This is a genomic window from Pseudomonas chlororaphis subsp. aurantiaca (assembly GCF_013466605.1).
GTDB classification, from domain to species: domain Bacteria; phylum Pseudomonadota; class Gammaproteobacteria; order Pseudomonadales; family Pseudomonadaceae; genus Aquipseudomonas; species Aquipseudomonas chlororaphis_I.
Genome location: NZ_CP059162.1, coordinates 5160617 through 5177265, shown reverse-complemented (window position 1 = coordinate 5177265; position 16649 = coordinate 5160617). Strand labels below are relative to the sequence as shown.

16 protein-coding genes are annotated in these 16649 nt (G+C 59.9%); 11 read left to right on the top strand and 5 right to left on the bottom strand.

The genetic code is table 11. The annotated features are described in order from the left end of the window. The first annotated feature begins 8 nt into the window (after positions 1 to 8). The gene (locus tag H0I86_RS23505; RefSeq protein WP_180922367.1) at positions 9 to 566 is read left to right on the top strand and encodes an AAA family ATPase; all 558 of its coding nucleotides are present in this window, start codon (positions 9 to 11) and stop codon (positions 564 to 566) included. Here H0I86_RS23505 and H0I86_RS23500 read toward each other — a convergent pair. Beyond that, entirely contained in the window at positions 548 to 865 is a 318-nt protein-coding gene (locus H0I86_RS23500) for a helix-turn-helix domain-containing protein (protein WP_124321910.1), read from the bottom strand. The two genes, H0I86_RS23505 and H0I86_RS23500, sit on opposite strands and share 19 nt — an antisense overlap. Before the next feature lie 128 nt (positions 866 to 993). Then, positions 994 to 1764: an AraC family transcriptional regulator gene (locus H0I86_RS23495; RefSeq protein WP_180922366.1), complete on the bottom strand. Its 771-nt coding sequence runs from the start codon at positions 1762 to 1764 to the stop codon at positions 994 to 996. A gap of 113 nt (positions 1765 to 1877) precedes the next feature. Between H0I86_RS23495 and H0I86_RS23490 the strand changes: the two genes are divergently transcribed. Then, positions 1878 to 2690: a sulfite exporter TauE/SafE family protein gene (locus tag H0I86_RS23490; protein ID WP_180922365.1), complete on the top strand. Its 813-nt coding sequence runs from the start codon at positions 1878 to 1880 to the stop codon at positions 2688 to 2690. Positions 2691 to 2693: 3 nt separating this feature from the next. On the opposite strand, the gene H0I86_RS23485 is transcribed toward H0I86_RS23490, so the two are convergent. Further along, positions 2694 to 3677: a hypothetical protein gene (locus H0I86_RS23485; protein WP_180922364.1), complete on the bottom strand. Its 984-nt coding sequence runs from the start codon at positions 3675 to 3677 to the stop codon at positions 2694 to 2696. A gap of 142 nt (positions 3678 to 3819) precedes the next feature. Here H0I86_RS23485 and H0I86_RS23480 point away from each other — a divergent pair, with 142 nt between their 5' ends. Both H0I86_RS23480 and H0I86_RS23475 read left to right on the top strand, forming a co-directional pair. Beyond that, positions 3820 to 4431, top strand: a complete 612-nt coding sequence (locus H0I86_RS23480; protein WP_180922363.1) for a phage holin family protein — start codon at positions 3820 to 3822, stop codon at positions 4429 to 4431. A gap of 386 nt (positions 4432 to 4817) precedes the next feature. Then, positions 4818 to 5531 (top strand): acid phosphatase, encoded by a 714-nt coding sequence (locus H0I86_RS23475; RefSeq protein WP_180922362.1) that lies wholly within the window; start codon positions 4818 to 4820, stop codon positions 5529 to 5531. Positions 5532 to 5673: 142 nt separating this feature from the next. On the opposite strand, the gene H0I86_RS23470 is transcribed toward H0I86_RS23475, so the two are convergent. Both H0I86_RS23470 and H0I86_RS23465 read right to left on the bottom strand, forming a co-directional pair. Continuing rightward, complete coding sequence (locus H0I86_RS23470; protein WP_009050332.1) at positions 5674 to 6921, bottom strand: ribonucleotide-diphosphate reductase subunit beta; 1248 nt, start codon at positions 6919 to 6921, stop codon at positions 5674 to 5676. Between the two features lie 872 nt (positions 6922 to 7793). After that, positions 7794 to 8057: a DUF2790 domain-containing protein gene (locus H0I86_RS23465; protein WP_038634332.1), complete on the bottom strand. Its 264-nt coding sequence runs from the start codon at positions 8055 to 8057 to the stop codon at positions 7794 to 7796. A gap of 409 nt (positions 8058 to 8466) precedes the next feature. Here H0I86_RS23465 and acs point away from each other — a divergent pair, with 409 nt between their 5' ends. The 7 genes from acs to argR all read left to right on the top strand — a co-directional run bounded on the left by acs (position 8467) and on the right by argR (position 16352). Next, positions 8467 to 10422 (top strand): acetate--CoA ligase, encoded by a 1956-nt coding sequence (gene acs, locus H0I86_RS23460; protein WP_180922361.1) that lies wholly within the window; start codon positions 8467 to 8469, stop codon positions 10420 to 10422. 680 nt (positions 10423 to 11102) lie between these two features. Next, positions 11103 to 11879, top strand: coding sequence for an L-arginine-binding protein AotJ (gene aotJ, locus H0I86_RS23455; RefSeq protein ID WP_009050329.1), 777 nt, complete (start codon positions 11103 to 11105; stop codon positions 11877 to 11879). A 91-nt stretch (positions 11880 to 11970) separates the two neighbouring features. After that, positions 11971 to 12660 (top strand): ABC transporter permease, encoded by a 690-nt coding sequence (locus H0I86_RS23450; protein ID WP_007921541.1) that lies wholly within the window; start codon positions 11971 to 11973, stop codon positions 12658 to 12660. Then, complete coding sequence (locus H0I86_RS23445) at positions 12657 to 13355, top strand: ABC transporter permease (RefSeq protein WP_009050328.1); 699 nt, start codon at positions 12657 to 12659, stop codon at positions 13353 to 13355. The genes H0I86_RS23450 and H0I86_RS23445 overlap by 4 nt, the downstream gene beginning before the upstream one ends. Before the next feature lies 1 nt (position 13356). Beyond that, on the top strand, positions 13357 to 14469 hold the full coding sequence (locus H0I86_RS23440; RefSeq protein ID WP_180922360.1) for a succinylglutamate desuccinylase/aspartoacylase family protein: 1113 nt from the start codon (positions 13357 to 13359) through the stop codon (positions 14467 to 14469). Between the two features lie 23 nt (positions 14470 to 14492). Further along, a complete protein-coding gene (locus H0I86_RS23435) occupies positions 14493 to 15257 on the top strand; it encodes an ABC transporter ATP-binding protein (protein ID WP_009045161.1) in 765 nt (254 codons plus the stop codon). A 114-nt stretch (positions 15258 to 15371) separates the two neighbouring features. After that, positions 15372 to 16352, top strand: coding sequence for a transcriptional regulator ArgR (gene argR, locus H0I86_RS23430; RefSeq protein WP_009045160.1), 981 nt, complete (start codon positions 15372 to 15374; stop codon positions 16350 to 16352). Positions 16353 to 16649: the final 297 nt, after the last annotated feature.

The following is a 16649-nucleotide window of genomic DNA, read 5'->3' as shown; positions in this document are numbered from 1 at the left end:
ACCTTGTGATGGCTTATCGGCTTCATCTGTTTGGCGCGTCCGGTTCCGGTACCACGACCTTGGGTCAGGCGCTGGCCCAGCGCTTGGGGATCGCGCATTTCGACTCCGATAACTTCTTCTGGCGCCCCAGCGAACAGCCTTTCAGCTTGCGCCGTCCACGGGACGAGCGCATCCAGCTGTTACAGCAGCAGGTGGCCGGGTTGGACGGCTGGGTGTTGTCCGGCTCCTTGTGCGGCTGGGGTGACCCGATGATTCCGACCTTCACCCATGCCATTTTCCTCCGCCTGGACCCCGAGATTCGCCTGCAGCGTTTGCAGGTGCGCGAGTTTCAGCGTTATGGCAAGCAGATCCATGAGGGCGGTGCACGCCATCTCGCTACTCAGACCTTTCTTGCCTGGGCGGCCGGCTACGACACGGGGGGCCAAGGTACGCGCAGCCTGCGCCGACATGAGAGCTGGATCACCGGGCTGAGCTGCCCGGTAATCCGCCTCGATGCCACTCACCGCTCGGTGCAGGCATTACAGGAAGAGGTACTGAGCGCCCTGGATCACTCGATCATGGCGTAGTCGGGCCGTTCCATCGGGTTGGGTGTGGCGCCCTTGATGTTCATGCCACGCCCCGGGGCGAAGCCGGGGAAGAACACCAGGCCTTCTGCTTCCAGGCGAAAGGCCAGTGCCAGCCGGGTCACGTCGAGCAAATCGCCGCCCGCCTCGAAGCGGCGAATGGCGGCTACCGAGACGCCGGACTCTTGTGACAGATGTTCCTGGTTCCAACCCAGCATGGCTCGGGCTTGAATGCAGTGTTCTGGGGTGAACTGGAAGAGGGCGATACGTTCCAGGGTGACTTTCATCGCGAGTGAGGCCATGGGTTTTCTCCGGAAGCGGGTGAAGATGAGTTGATAAAGTACTGTTTATTTGTACAGTTGTTTTGCGCCCGGATCAAACTCATTTTGCCGATCGCCCCAACGTCTTTGTGACAAGGCTTGTCCTGGCGCTATGCCCCGGTTTCCAGGTAGGCGCTGGGTGGTTGCCCCGCTACCCGGCGGAACATGGTGGAAAAGGCGGCGGGGCTGTCATAGCCGAAATCGAGGGCGATTCGCGTCACCGCCTCGCCCGCGGCCAGTCGGGTCAAGGCCCTGACCACGCAGGCGCGCTGGCGCCACTGGACGAAACTCATGCCGGTCTGCTCGCGGAACAGGCGGTTGAAGGTGCGCAGGCTGATATGCAGCTGCTGCGCCCATTGCTCGGGGGACTGGTGGGCATTGGGTTGTTGCAGGAAGGCCTGGCACAGCGTGAGCAGGCGTGGCGTTTCGGGCAGGGGAATGTGCAGGGGCAGGCGGGTGGTGCGGTTCAGTTCATGCAGCAGCAGGCTGATCAGCACACCGTCGCGTCCATCCTCGTCATACACCAGCGGCAGATCCACCGCCTCCATCAGCAACTGACGCATCAGTGGTGACACGCTGATCACCTGGCACTCATCGCCCAAGGCCGGCATCTCCTCCGGTTCGATGTAAAGACTGCGGGTGCTGACCCCGAGCATCAGCACCTCATGGTCGACCCGGGGCGCAATCCATACCGCGCGCTGTGGCGGCACCACCCAGCGGCCATTCGTGGTGCTGACCTGCATCACTCCGGTGGCGCCATACAACAGCTGCGCACGACGATGGCTATGGCTCGGCAACAGGTGGCCGTGGGGGTAATCGGTGCCGATCGCCACCACGGCGCGTGGAGTGTGATCCAGCAGGTCGATCGAAGTGTTACGCATGGCGTCAGGCGTCCGCGGGTTGGCGTAAATACAAACAATATTGGCTGACTTGCTAAAGTCGGCCAAGCCCTGGCGCTCTATCGTCGAGGTCTTCTGCCAACGGAGGATCTTCGATGTTTTATCTATGGCTGGGGCTGTTCGGCTGCATGACCGGGATCAGCGCGGTGTTGTTCGGTTTTGGTGGCGGTTTTGTGGTGGTGCCACTGCTGTATCGCCTGCTGCTGGGCAGCCATGGTGCTGACGATGCCGTTGCCCAGTCGGCCATGCATATAGCGGTCGCCACCTCGACCTGCGTGATGATTGTCAATGCGTTGATGGCCACCGGCAAACACCGTCGCGCCGGCAATCTGATTCGGCATTACCTGTGGCCGCTGGGTGGCTATATCGGGCTGGGCGCGATAGCGGGAGCGGTCCTGGCGATGGCGGTCAGTGGTGAGGTGATGCGTTACGCCTTTATCGCCTACCTGGCGCTGACCATTGCCGATTGCCTGCTGCGTCGTGGCTTTCTTGAGCGGGTCGACACCCGTGCGCCGCGCCGCCTGGGGCGACTGGAAACCACCGGCGGCCTGGGCATCGGGGCCATCGCTACCTTCCTGGGTGTCGGCGGCAGTGTGATGACCGTGCCCCTGCTGCGCCGTTGCGGCCTGAGCATGACCCAGGCCACGTCCATGGCCAACCCGCTGAGCGTGCCGGTGGCCCTGGCCGGGACCTTGACCTATATGGCTCTGGCCGGCTTCAGCCGTTTCGATCTGGGCCCCTGGTTTATCGGCTATGTCGACCTGCTGGCCTTTGCCGTGTTGACCCTCGGTTCATTGCTGGGCATTCGCCTGGCTTCGCCGTGGATCGGGCGCATTCCCGATCGGTTGCATGCGTGGGTGTATATCGGCCTGCTGGTGCTGGTGATGCTCGGCATGCTGGTCAGCTAAGGGCTAACCCGTCGCCAACCCCGGTGCTTCACGAATGATGAAGTGGTCGAGGTTCTCGATGTTGGCGCTGAATACTCCGAACGTCTGTTCGGGGTGTTTCTTGCTCGGCACCTGTTTCAGTTCCGGGGTCACGCCATAAAAGAAGCAATACAGCTCTTGTTCGCTGTCGATGGCGTGCTTGATCTCTTCGAGGAAGGCTTTGCGCTTGCGGTAGTTCTCGATCAGCTTTTTGCTCAGGTAGACGTTGACCGAGTAGGGCTTCTTTTTCGCCTCGTCCGCCTGCTTGAACCAGATCTTCTGTTCGAAGTCGATGCGAAAGCTCTGGGTATAGTCCTTGATTTCCTTGATCTTGCCCCAGTAGATCAACCCCTTGTTGTCCAGCAGGTATTCGATCTTCTTGAAAAACGAGGCATAGGACGCCGTGTGCTCGCCAATCTTCAACGGCATGCGCTTGAGCAGCTCCTTGTCGTCGATATTCGACACAAAACACTCCACCGGATGGGCAAAGACGCTGGTCTTGTCCGGTGTGCTGGCCTGGGCCGGGTGAGGCGTGCGCGGGCTGGAGGAGGGGGCGGGCGCTGCAGTGCTTGGCGTGTCGACATCCGCTGACGGGGTGGCGGGCTTGCGCACATATTCGCGGCGGGTCAGGAGCAATTCCGACGGGAAATGTTCCTCCCGATCATCCGCGTCTTGCGCGTCTTCCAAGCCGGCTGCCAGGGTTCTGCTGATGCCATACGGGCAGCCCTCGATATGCCGGGTGCCGGGCAGGTTCTTGAAGTGCGGGGTGCGGATGTAATTGACGTTCTTGGCATTGAAGGTGCCCAACTGGTTGTCCGCGGCAAAGGTAGCGCGACAGGCGTCATTGGGGCACTGGAACTGTTCCTTGGCCGAGTCGAAGGCCATGGTCTCGTCGAAATTCAGATCGCGCACGTCATAGATCGACAGCTTGTCGTCGAGGCTGATGCAGTAGGCGGTGTCGAATTTCATGGGGCTCGGGTCCTTGAGTGAAGAAAGCTATTAATAGCGGGTGGTGAAGGGGAGTGCACTGATCTTTTCAAGCATGGGCGCCTATCTCGGCATAATCTTGTAGGTAGCGCGACCCACCCATAACCGGAAAGGGCTCAGGTTCATGTCTGACGGTAACCGCATCAATATCGGCTCCATTGGTGATACCAACCACATCAACATTGCCCAGAATCAGGCGCCCGAGCGCACCAGCATTCAGTTCGTCATCGACCCCAGGAGCGTCGAACGGGTGAGCCGGGGCAGCGTCATCAAAGGCGCGGTGGCATTTTTTCTATCGCTGCCGGCGCTGGTGCTTTCGGTCATGTCGATCCTGGCCGACGCGTTGGGCATCCTTTCCTACTTCAATGTGGAGTCGCGGATCCTGGCCTACCTCATCATGGCCGTCGCCATGGGTGGGGTGATGCTGTGCAACGGCAAACGCAAGATGGCCACCGCCAGCATTCCACCCGACCAGGCACGGTTCATCGATGGGCGTTGGGTCGAGCGTGATGAAAGTGGCGATTACCTGCTGTATCGCAATACCGCGCCCTGCAACTACGAAAACTGCCACGGCACCGTGCGTATCCAGATGCCACCGCCTCGCGAGCAGCATAACCACGACCTGATCGGCGTCTGCGATATCGGCGGTAAGCAACACACCTATCGCGTCGACTTCAATGGCGTCGGCGAACGGCAGCATTTCGATTGGCGCCCGCTTGAGCAGAACAAGCCATGATCCTGTTCCAGCCGCTCCTTTTTCAGGGACGAGCGTGCTCGAGAAAAGATCCAGCGTCAGAGCCAATCAAACAGACAGCCTCCCTGAATCTTCCGTGTCATCGCGGGAGCATTTCATTGTTTTTGGCGGGGGCGGGTCTACGAAATTTCCTACAGTTTTAATTAACAAAACTCTCATCATCCAGAGATGAGTCTTACGCGCTAAAGCTTGTAAAAACAAAAGCTTAGCTTTCAGATCTGGTCCTGGCAGCGACTGTCATACCCTTGGCAAGGAGGGACAAGTAAGCCCCAGGGAAATGGCCGATAAGAAGGCGCCGGCCTCATGAGTGAAGGTCCGGTGGGAACAAGCCAAACGGCTTTTCTCCTCACAATAACGAGGGCCTTGATATGCCTATTCTGACGCGTTCATTGCTGTTTTTTCTGGCCCTGTCCGGCGCGGGGATCGTCCTGGCGGAGCAGGCGGCCTTGCCTTATCTGCCGGCGAATCAGTTCCAGCTGGTCGACTACCTGCCACCGCCACCTGCCGTCGATTCGTCGCTGCAGCACAGTGATTTGAAAGCGGTGTTGGCGGCCCAGGCGGCGCGCAGCAGGGCGCAGGTGAGCCAGGTCCAGCAGGATGATGAATGGGAGGACAGCGTGTTCCACTTCGCCAGGGAATCCCTCGGCGCCGGTTTCAGCATCGAGCGCCTGCCCCTGACCCGTGCCTTCTTCCGGCGGGCCCAGGAAGACCTGGTGCAGTTCCTGATGCCGGCCAAGCACAGCTATGGTCGGCCGCGTCCTTACGAAGCCTCGGCACTGGTGAAGCCGGTACTGCCGCCACCCGAGGGCGATTCCTACCCCAGCGGTCACTCGATGAATGGTTATCTCAATGCCACCTTGTTGAGCATGGCGTTGCCGGAGAAACGCAGCGAGCTGTTCAGTCGCGCACAGATCAATGCCGACAGCCGGGTCATTGCCGGTGTGCATTTCCCCAGCGACCTGGAGGGCGGAAAGATAAGCGCCGCGGTGTTGGCGGCCCGGCTGCTGGACGATCCCAGCGCGGCGGCGGATTTCGAGGCGGTGAAACAGGAGATTCGTGGAGTCCTGGCTTCCGCCGATTGAGCAGATATCGCCCCGGGTCGGATGATTGGCCTGGAAGCGGGGGAATCGAACCCTCAATAAAAAAGCCCTGAGCAAGTCAGGGCTTTTTTATCTTTCGTTGTGCCGATTCGGATCGAGATCAGCACAGGGCAGGAGCTCGGAATCAATCCCAGCTCAGCGCGCCGCCAGTCTGGTACTCGATAACCCGAGTCTCGAAGAAGTTCTTCTCTTTCTTCAAGTCCATGATTTCGCTCATCCATGGGAACGGGTTGGTGGTGCCTGGGTACTCTTCTTTCAGGCCGATCTGCGACAGGCGGCGGTTGGCGATGAACTTGAGGTAGTCCTCCATCATCGCCGCGTTCATGCCCAGTACGCCGCGCGGCATGGTGTCGCGAGCGTATTCGATTTCCAGTTGGGTGCCCTGGAGGATCATCTGGGTGGCTTCTTCCTTCATCTCCGCATCCCACAGGTGCGGGTTTTCGATCTTGATCTGGTTGATCACGTCGATACCGAAGTTCAGGTGCATGGATTCGTCGCGCAGGATGTACTGGAACTGCTCGGCGACACCGGTCATTTTATTGCGGCGGCCCATGGACAGGATCTGGGTGAAGCCGCAGTAGAAGAAGATGCCTTCCAGAACGCAGTAGTAGGCGATCAGGTTGCGCAGCAGCTCTTTGTCGGTGTCGACGGTGCCGGTTTCGAACTTCGGATCGGAGATCGAACGGGTGTACTTCAGGCCCCAGGCCGCTTTTTTCGCGACCGATGGAATCTCGTGGTACATGTTGAAGATCTCGCCTTCATCCATGGCCAGCGATTCGATGCAGTACTGGTAGGCGTGGGTGTGGATCGCCTCTTCGAACGCCTGGCGCAGGATGTACTGGCGGCATTCCGGGTTGGTGATCAGGCGGTACACGGCCAGCACCAGGTTGTTGGCAACCAGGGAGTCGGCGGTGGAGAAGAAGCCCAGGTTGCGCATCACGATGCGGCGCTCGTCGTCGGTCAGGCCTTCCGGGTTTTTCCAGAGGGCGATGTCGGCGGTCATGTTGACTTCTTGCGGCATCCAGTGGTTCGCGCAACCGTCCAGGTACTTCTGCCAGGCCCAGTCATATTTGAATGGCACGAGCTGGTTGAGGTCGGCGCGGCAGTTGATCATGCGCTTTTCATCGACGGCGACACGAGCGGAAGCACCTTCCAGCTCGGCCAGACCTTCGGCGATGTCGAGCTGGTCCAGAGATGCCTTGGCACGGGCAACGGCAGCAGAATCGTTGGCGGTTACGGCGCGGGCTTCGAGAGCGGCGGCACCACCGGCGCTGTCGAGTTTGTCCATGGCAGCTTCGGCAGCGTGGCCGGCGTTGGCGCCTTTAACGGCGACTTCGCCTTCTTCTTTGTCGAATTCGTCCCAGCTCAGCATGACGTGTCGTCTCCTGCGTGAGGGCCAGATGCCCGTGTGAAAACTGATGGTTGGCTTTTCACACGGCCGAACTGGCCGCGTTGGATCTTAAGAAATCGTTTGTTGCAGCAGCTAACGCAGGCAATAAACAAAAATATGTACGGGAGTTCCGAGGCGGTTATGGGCACAGAGGACCGGGTCGATTTCTGTGCTGGCTTCGGATTGGCTGTTTATCCCTGTAAGGGAATATTGCAGGCCCGTTTTAAGGCCGCATTATAGGGACTTTTTTGGCGCTGTGGTGCGACGAAGTGGCTCACGATTCGGCCGGCGAGGGGCGTTATCGCGGCGGAGCGAGGGTTTATAAGGCTTTGGACGGCGAAGATTTTTTTTCACCCCGTTTGGCGTGTTTTTGCCGCTTCGAGTTGATCGGAGGCGCTGAAGATTTTGCGCGATGCTCTGCAAGCCCCGTAGGACGCGGCTTGCAGGGAAAGGTGGGGGCTTTGGTAGACAGAATTGTGTTCAATTTCTGCTGAAAATTGTTGAATGGTTTTTCTGCTCAAAAAATAAGCAAAAAACTCTTTTGCCACTACATCTTGTGTTGGATGGTCAATTTTTGACCTTTGAAACACTACTGTCCTGGCTTGCCATCCGAGGTCGCTTCTGACGCTCGAGAAAGCATTTGCGGACCTCCATCAAGCCCCTCGGAGCGATACAAAAACGCTCCCCGCAAGCTGGCTCGACAGGTGAGAAAAGGGAGTGCGAAGGCCGTGGTCGCACTGCGTTGGGCGATGGCTTGCGACACGTCTGGTTTCAATTGTGCATCTGGCCATCTTTGCCGCAAGAAAGGTCTCTTGCGGCCGGCACTTGTTGGAACTTGAAGAGCAACTTGAATATCAGCCGTTAGAGCAGCCGTTACCCATGACGCGGTATTGCAGGATATGCCGCAGGCCTTTCGAATCTTCATATTCCATACGCGCTGGTACAACTTCGCATACATCTGGAACTTCGCTCATGGATATAACTTTGGCGATGTCCAGGTCGGACGAATAAGAGTATTCCTCTACTGGCGGTTGCTGGCTGGCGACATCAGTCGGGATCTCGTCGGCCATTGCTGTAGCGCAAAGACTGCTGAGGGCCAGAACTAATAAAGCTTTCATTTTGATTTCACCTTTCTAAGGTCGTGTAGGGTCACGCAGCCTTTATGGGGCTGCGTGTGGAACTTGAGTGAAAGTCTGGATTAACTGCCTTCGTGGGGGCTGTAACTTGGTTAATCAGATTGCCTTGTTGGCGAGGTTGATTTTAGGCGCCTGGGTAGGCGCTATACAGGCGTGCTTTTGATAAACACTATTGACGGTTTTTGTAACAATCCCGGCAAAAGCGACCCCCAGTGGCCTGGCAGCGGTCTGCTACTTGCCGCAGAAGCTGCTGCAAGTACCGTAATAGAAGGGCCAAGGCACTTTTCAGGGAGATTGGCCGGGGGTTGTTACTACCATCGTCGAATGGTTCTATAGGCCCGCCCCGGCTACAACGGGGTCATACAACAACTATGTCACCGAGGTAAGAAAGATGAGTGCGGCTTCTCTGTATCCCGTTCGTCCCGAGGTTGCGGCCAACACGCTGACTGACGAGGCGACCTACAAGGCCATGTACCAGCAGTCGGTCGTCAACCCGGACGGCTTCTGGCGCGAACAAGCCAAGCGCCTCGACTGGATCAAGCCTTTCACCACGGTGAAGCAGACCTCCTTCGACGATCACCATGTCGATATCAAATGGTTTGCCGACGGCACCCTCAACGTTTCCTACAACTGCCTGGATCGCCACCTGGCCGAGCGCGGCGATCAGATCGCTATCATCTGGGAAGGCGACGATCCTTCCGAAAGCCGCAACATCACCTACCGCGAACTGCACGAGCAAGTCTGCAAGTTCGCCAACGCCCTGCGTGGCCAGGACGTGCACCGCGGCGACGTGGTGACTATCTATATGCCGATGATCCCCGAAGCCGTGGTCGCCATGCTGGCCTGTACCCGGATCGGTGCGATTCACTCGGTGGTATTCGGCGGCTTCTCGCCGGAAGCGCTGGCCGGCCGTATCATCGACTGCAAGTCCAAGGTGGTGATCACCGCCGACGAAGGCATCCGCGCGGGCAAGAGGATTCCGCTCAAGGCCAATGTCGACGACGCGCTGACCAATCCGGAAACCAGCAGCATCCAGAAGGTCATCGTGTGCAAGCGCACCAATGGCCAGATCAAGTGGAACCAGCATCGCGACATCTGGTACGAAGACTTGATGAAGGTGGCCGGTACCGTCTGCGCACCAAAAGAAATGGGTGCCGAGGAAGCGCTGTTCATCCTTTATACCTCCGGCTCCACCGGTAAGCCCAAAGGCGTGCAGCACACCACTGGCGGCTACCTGCTGTACGCGGCCCTGACCCACGAGCGCGTGTTCGATTACCGTCCGGGGGAAATCTACTGGTGCACCGCCGACGTCGGCTGGGTCACCGGCCATACCTATATCGTCTATGGCCCGCTGGCCAATGGCGCGACCACCGTGCTGTTCGAGGGCGTGCCGAACTACCCGGACGTGACCCGCGTGGCGAAGATCGTCGACAAGCACAAGGTCAATATCCTCTACACCGCGCCGACCGCGATCCGCGCCATGATGGCCTCGGGTAGCGCCGCCTGCGAAGGCGCCGATGGCAGCAGCCTGCGTCTGCTGGGTTCGGTGGGTGAACCGATCAACCCGGAAGCCTGGGACTGGTACTACAAGAACGTCGGTCAATCCCGTTGCCCGATCGTCGATACCTGGTGGCAGACCGAGACCGGCGCGACCCTGATGAGCCCGCTGCCGGGCGCCCATGCCCTCAAGCCGGGTTCGGCGGCTCGTCCGTTCTTTGGTGTGGTGCCGGCGCTGGTGGACAACCTGGGCAACATTATCGAGGGCGCCGCCGAAGGCAACCTGGTGATCCTCGATTCGTGGCCAGGCCAGGCGCGCACCCTGTATGGCGACCACGATCGTTTCGTCGATACCTACTTCAAGACCTTCCGTGGCATGTATTTCACCGGTGACGGTGCCCGTCGCGATGAGGACGGCTACTGGTGGATCACCGGACGGGTGGACGATGTGCTCAACGTCTCCGGCCACCGCATGGGGACTGCCGAAATCGAAAGCGCCATGGTCGCGCACCCGAAAGTCGCCGAAGCAGCGGTGGTCGGCGTGCCCCATGACATCAAGGGGCAGGGCATCTATGTCTACGTCACCCTCAACGGTGGCGAAGAGCCGAGTGAAGCGCTGCGATTGGAGCTGAAGAACTGGGTGCGCAAGGAGATCGGTCCGATCGCCTCGCCAGATGTCATCCAGTGGGCGCCGGGGCTGCCGAAGACCCGTTCCGGGAAGATCATGCGCCGTATCCTGCGCAAGATCGCCACGGCGGAATACGACAGCCTGGGGGATATCTCCACCCTGGCTGACCCGGGCGTGGTGCAGCATCTGGTCGATACCCACAAGACCATGAACGTCGCCTAAGACGCATCGGTCTCAGTGAAAGCCCCGCCCGGCCTTGTGCCGGGCGGGGCTTTTTTATGGGTGTTACTGCCGCCTCCTGTAGCCGCTGCCGCAGGCTGCGATCGGCTCCGCAGGAGACGCGCTCTTGAAGGTCCTGAAAGGCTCTTCGGGCCTTATCGCAGTCTGCGGCAGCAGCTACGGGAGCGATTTTTCGATCAAATAAATATCGGTATGTCCATCAGGCGTATCTGAATGTTACCGGCAGCAGGGAATGTGTAACCCGCTGCCCGGATTCGGGGCAATGAGAAACGCCAGGCCCCGTTTCAGGGCCTTTTTGAGGCCTGCAAAAAATAAGTCATAACGCTGCGCTTGCCGGAATAGAAGGCTTTGCGAATAATAGGCCCGCAATTTGCAACGTAGATTGGTTTATCGTCTTTTGCTCTTGCATAAACTTGAAGAGCTGTCAATGTGCTTGGCCTGGTTTCTCAGTGCTTCTGTAATTTGTTGTCGCATTGAGGAAATATCGGCTTCGGGCCTGTCGTTAGAATGCCGATCACTCGCTCGTCGTAGCCTGCCGGAAGCCCGCATGGGGTTCATGGCCAGGTCCTCAAGGACGCAGCACCGCTATCAGGTTCCACCCATTCGCATATTGGGCTGTCGCTCACTCTGCCGTTTTCGCCCTTTACCGATGGAGTCCTAAGATGAAGAAACTCGTGCTTCTTGGCGCCCTGGCACTGTCCTCCGTACTTTCCCTGCCGACATTCGCCGATGAAAAGCCTCTGAAAATTGGTATCGAAGCGGCTTACCCTCCATTCGCCTCCAAGGCTCCGGATGGCAGCATCGTCGGTTTCGACTACGACATCGGCAACGCCCTGTGCGAAGAAATGAAGGTCAAGTGTGTGTGGGTCGAGCAGGAGTTCGACGGCCTGATCCCTGCACTCAAGGTGCGCAAGATCGATGCGATCCTGTCGTCCATGTCGATCACCGACGACCGCAAGAAGTCCGTGGACTTCACCGGCAAGTACTACAACACCCCTGCGCGCCTGGTCATGAAGGCAGGTACCCAGGTCAGCGACGGCCTGGCCGAGCTCAAGGGCAAGAACATTGGCGTGCAGCGCGGTTCGATCCACGAGCGTTTCGCCCGTGAAGTGCTGGCTCCGCTGGGTGCCGAGATCAAGCCATACGGCTCGCAGAACGAGATCTACCTGGACGTCGCGGCCGGTCGCCTCGATGGCACCGTGGCGGACGCTACCCTGTTGAATGACGGCTTCCTGAAAACCGACGCAGGCAAAGGCTTCGCGTTCGTCGGCCCGGCGTTCACCGATACCAAATACTTCGGCGACGGCGTGGGTATCGCCGTACGCAAGGGCGATGCGCTGAAAGACAAAATCACCGGTGCGATCGCTGCCATTCGCGAGAATGGCAAGTACAAGCAAATCCAGGACAAGTACTTCGACTTCGACATTTACGGCCAGTAAATCGTCGAGTCAGCAAGTCCGAGATGGCGCAAGCAGCAGAATCTCTGAAGTTTGCGCCATTTTTTCATCCCAATTTTCGAGGACCTGAATCATGTTGAAAGGCTACGGGGCTGTCATCCTCGATGGCGCTTGGCTGACGCTTCAGCTTGCCTTGTCGTCCATGGCCCTGGCCATCGTTCTGGGTCTGATCGGGGTCGCGCTGCGCCTCTCGCCGGTGCGCTGGCTGGCGTGGCTGGGCGACCTGTATTCCACGGTGATCCGCGGGATTCCCGACCTGGTGCTGATCCTGCTGATCTTCTACGGCGGCCAGGACCTGCTCAACCGTGTCGCGCCCATGCTGGGTTACGACGACTACATCGACCTGAACCCGCTGGCCGCCGGTATCGGCACCCTGGGCTTCATCTTCGGTGCCTACCTGTCGGAAACCTTCCGCGGTGCCTTCATGGCGATCCCCAAGGGGCAGGCGGAAGCAGGCATGGCCTACGGCATGAACAGCTTCCAGGTGTTCTTCCGGGTGCTGGTGCCACAGATGATCCGCCTGGCGATTCCGGGCTTCACCAATAACTGGCTGGTACTGACCAAGGCCACCGCGCTGATTTCGGTGGTGGGCCTGCAAGACATGATGTTCAAGGCCAAGCAGGCGGCTGACGCCACCCGCGAGCCTTTCACCTTCTTCCTCGCGGTGGCGGCGATGTACCTGGTGATCACCAGTGTCTCGTTGCTGGCATTGCGTCACCTTGAGAAGCGCTACTCGGTAGGCGTAAGGGCGGCTGATCTATGATCTTCGACTACAACGTCATCTATGAGGCCTTGCCGCTGTATTTCAGCGGCTTGCTGACCACCCTGAAACTCTTGGCCCTGTCGCTGTTCTTCGGTCTGCTGGTGGCGCTGCCTCTGGGGCTGATGCGGGTGTCCAAGCAGCCGATCGTCAACCTCAGCGCCTGGCTCTACACCTACGTGATCCGCGGCACGCCGATGCTGGTGCAGTTGTTCCTGATCTACTACGGACTGGCGCAGTTCGATGTGGTGCGCAAGAGCTTCCTCTGGCCGTGGCTGTCCAGCGCGACCTTCTGTGCGTGCCTGGCGTTTGCCATCAACACCAGCGCCTACACCGCGGAAATCATCGCTGGCAGCCTCAAGGCCACGCCGAACGGCGAGATCGAGGCGGCCAAGGCCATGGGCATGTCGCGCTACAAGATGTATGCCCGCATCCTGCTGCCGTCGGCCCTGCGCCGGGCGCTGCCGCAGTACAGCAACGAAGTGATCATGATGCTGCAGACCACCAGCCTGGCCTCCATCGTGACCCTGATCGACATCACCGGTGCGGCCCGTACGGTCAACGCGCAGTACTACCTGCCGTTCGAGGCCTACATCACCGCCGGCGTGTTCTACCTGTGCCTGACCTTTATCCTGGTGCGCCTGTTCAAGCTGGCCGAAGGCCGCTGGCTGCGCTACCTGGCGCCGCGGAAGCACTGATATGGAGCGCATTGACCACGTATTGCCGTGGAGCCACCTGGGCAGCGAGCGGCAGATCTCGGTGTTCCGTTTCGGTCGCGGCGAGCGCAAGGCCTATATCCAGGCCAGCCTGCATGCGGACGAACTGCCTGGAATGCGCACCGCCTGGGAACTGAAAAAGCGCCTGGCCGAGCTGGAGGCCCAGGGTGCATTGAACGGTGTGATCGAGCTGGTGCCGGTGGCCAACCCGATGGGCTTGGGGCAGCTGTTGCAAGGCAACCACCAAGGGCGGTTCGAGGCCGGCAGTGGCAAGAACTTCAACCGCGATTTCGTCGAACTGAGCGCGCCGGTCGCGGCCCGTCTGGATGGGTGCCTGGGGGATGACCCGCACGCCAATATCCAGATGATTCGCCAGGCCATGAGCGATGTGCTGGCCGAACTGCCAGCGCCAGCGAGCCAGCTGCAAGGCATGCAGCGCATCCTCCTGAGCCACGCCTGCACCGCGGACGTGGTGCTGGACCTGCACTGCGATGCGGAAGCGGCGCTGCATATGTACGCCTTGCCGCAGCATTGGCCGCAATGGCGTTCCCTGGCGGCTCATCTTAATGTGCGGGTCGGCCTGCTGGCGGAGGATTCCGGCGGCAGTTCGTTCGACGAAGCCTGTTCGCTGCCCTGGCTGCGCCTGTCGCGCCAGTTCCCGCAGGCGCAGATCCCGCTGGCCTGCCTGGCGACCACCCTCGAGCTGGGCGGCCAGGCCGACACTGGTCGCCCGCAAGCCGAGGCGTACGCCGAAGGCATCCTGGCGTTCCTCGCCGGGCAGGGACTGATTGCGGGTGAGTGGCCGGCGCCGCAGCATGAAGCGTGCGAGGCCATGCCTTTCGAAGGCACCGAATTGTTGTTTGCGCCGCATCCCGGCGTGGTGAGTTTTCTGCGTCCGGCCGGTAGCTGGGTGGAGAAGGGCGAGCCGATTTTTGAAGTGATTGATCCCTTATCCGATCGGGTCAGCACCTTGTGTGCTGGCACCAGCGGCGTGTTGTTCGCCGTTGAGCGGCTGCGTTACGCCCAACCCGGTTTCTGGCTGGCCAAGGTGGCGGGGCGCGAAGCGCTGCGGCACGGGCGCTTGCTCAACGACTGACTGCTTTTGTGAGAACCGACAGCATGTACAAACTTGAAGTCCAAGACCTGCATAAACGCTATGGCAGTCACGAAGTGCTCAAGGGCGTGTCCCTGAAAGCGGCGGCTGGCGATGTGATCAGCATCATCGGCTCCAGTGGCTCCGGCAAATCCACCTTCCTGCGCTGCATCAACCTGCTGGAGCAGCCGCACGCCGGCAAGATCCTGCTGAACAACGAAGAGTTGAAGCTGGTGGCGAACAAGGATGGCGCCCTGAAGGCGGCCGACCCCAAGCAGCTGCAACGCATGCGCTCGCGCCTGTCGATGGTGTTCCAGCACTTCAACCTGTGGTCGCACATGACCGCCATCGAAAACATCATGGAAGCGCCGGTGCATGTGCTCGGCGTCCCCAAGGCCGAAGCCCGTGCAAAGGCCGAGCACTACCTGGCCAAGGTCGGCGTGGCGCATCGCAAGGATGCCTACCCGGGCCATATGTCCGGTGGCGAGCAGCAGCGCGTGGCGATTGCCCGTGCGCTGGCGATGGAGCCAGAGGTCATGCTGTTTGACGAACCGACTTCGGCACTCGACCCCGAGCTGGTGGGCGACGTGCTGAAAGTGATGCAGGCCCTGGCTCAGGAAGGCCGGACCATGGTGGTGGTGACCCACGAAATGGGCTTTGCCCGTGAAGTCTCGAACCAGCTGATATTCCTGCACAAGGGCCTGGTGGAAGAAAGCGGCAACCCGCGCGAAGTGCTGGTCAATCCGCAATCGGAACGTTTGCAACAATTCCTCTCGGGCAGCCTGAAGTAAATCACTCCCGTAACGCACCAAATTAGGTCATGCTGCGCACCGCGCGCCAGATGGTCTAATTTGGTTGCAGCCGCCTTTGGCCTCTAACACTGTTTTCGTTTCGGATTGCCCGCCATGACTGCCCATCGAATTGGTTTCCTGATTTGGCCCAGCACTAAAGCCTTGACGCTGGCGCTGGCCGAGGAGGCCTTGCGTGTCGCTCAGCGGGTGCATCCGGAAGTGGTCTACGAACTGGCCTTCCTGCAGGCCGAGGCTCCGGCCGACGGCGCCTGGCAGCTGCCGGGCGAACCTTGGTCGGGCAAGCTCGAAGGCTGCCAGAAACTGTTCCTGCTGGCCGATGAGCCGCCTGCCACCCTGGCGCCGGCCCTGAGCAGCGCGCTCAAGCAACTGGTGCGCGCCGGCTGTGTGATCGGTGGTTTGTCCGCCGGTGTGTATCCCTTGGCGCAGCTGGGTTTGCTCGACGGTTATCGGGCCGCGGTGCACTGGCGCTGGCAGGACGATTTCGCCGAGCGCTTCCCTAAGGTGATCGCCACCAGCCATTTGTTCGACTGGGATCGTGATCGCCTGACAGCCTGCGGCGGGATGTCGGTACTGGATCTGTTGCTGGCGGTGCTGGCCCGTGATCACGGCGCGGAATTGGCCGGCGCGGTCTCGGAAGAACTGGTGGTCGAGCGTATCCGCGAAGGTGGCGAGCGCCAGCGCATTCCGTTGCAGAATCGCCTGGGTTCCAGTCACCCGAAGCTGACCCAGGCGGTGCTGCTGATGGAGGCCAATATCGAGGAGCCGCTGACCACCGACGAGATCGCCCAGCATGTGTGCGTCTCGCGTCGGCAGTTGGAGCGGATCTTCAAGCAATACCTCAATCGCGTGCCAAGCCAGTATTACCTGGAACTGCGCCTGAACAAGGCGCGGCAGATGCTGATGCAGACCAGCAAGTCGATCATCCAGATCGGTCTGTCCTGCGGTTTCTCCTCGGGGCCGCATTTCTCCAGCGCCTACCGCAACTTCTTCGGCGCCACGCCGCGGGAAGACCGCAACCAGCGTCGCAGCAGCAGCCCGTTCGAACTGTCTTCGGTGCCTTCCGAGCGCGGTTGATCCGCCTCTTTCGTTTGCCTGTCAAATTGCTATCGCGAGCACGCTTCGCTCCTGCGCAAGAATGCATTTCCTTGCAGGGCGAGCTTGCTCGCGATGGCGCCTTAATGTGTGGCGCAAATCGTTGGACAATCCTGCCGCTAAAGCTTCCAGCAGTTTAAACTGCGCCTTTGCGACGCTATTTGTCGCATTGCCGTAAACCCGCGTAAAACCGGGGTTGGCGCTATAAGAAGTTGTCGCTTGGCGACAAGGCTGGGCAGAAAACTGTCCTTACAATCCCCCCATCGCTCGCCAGTTTCA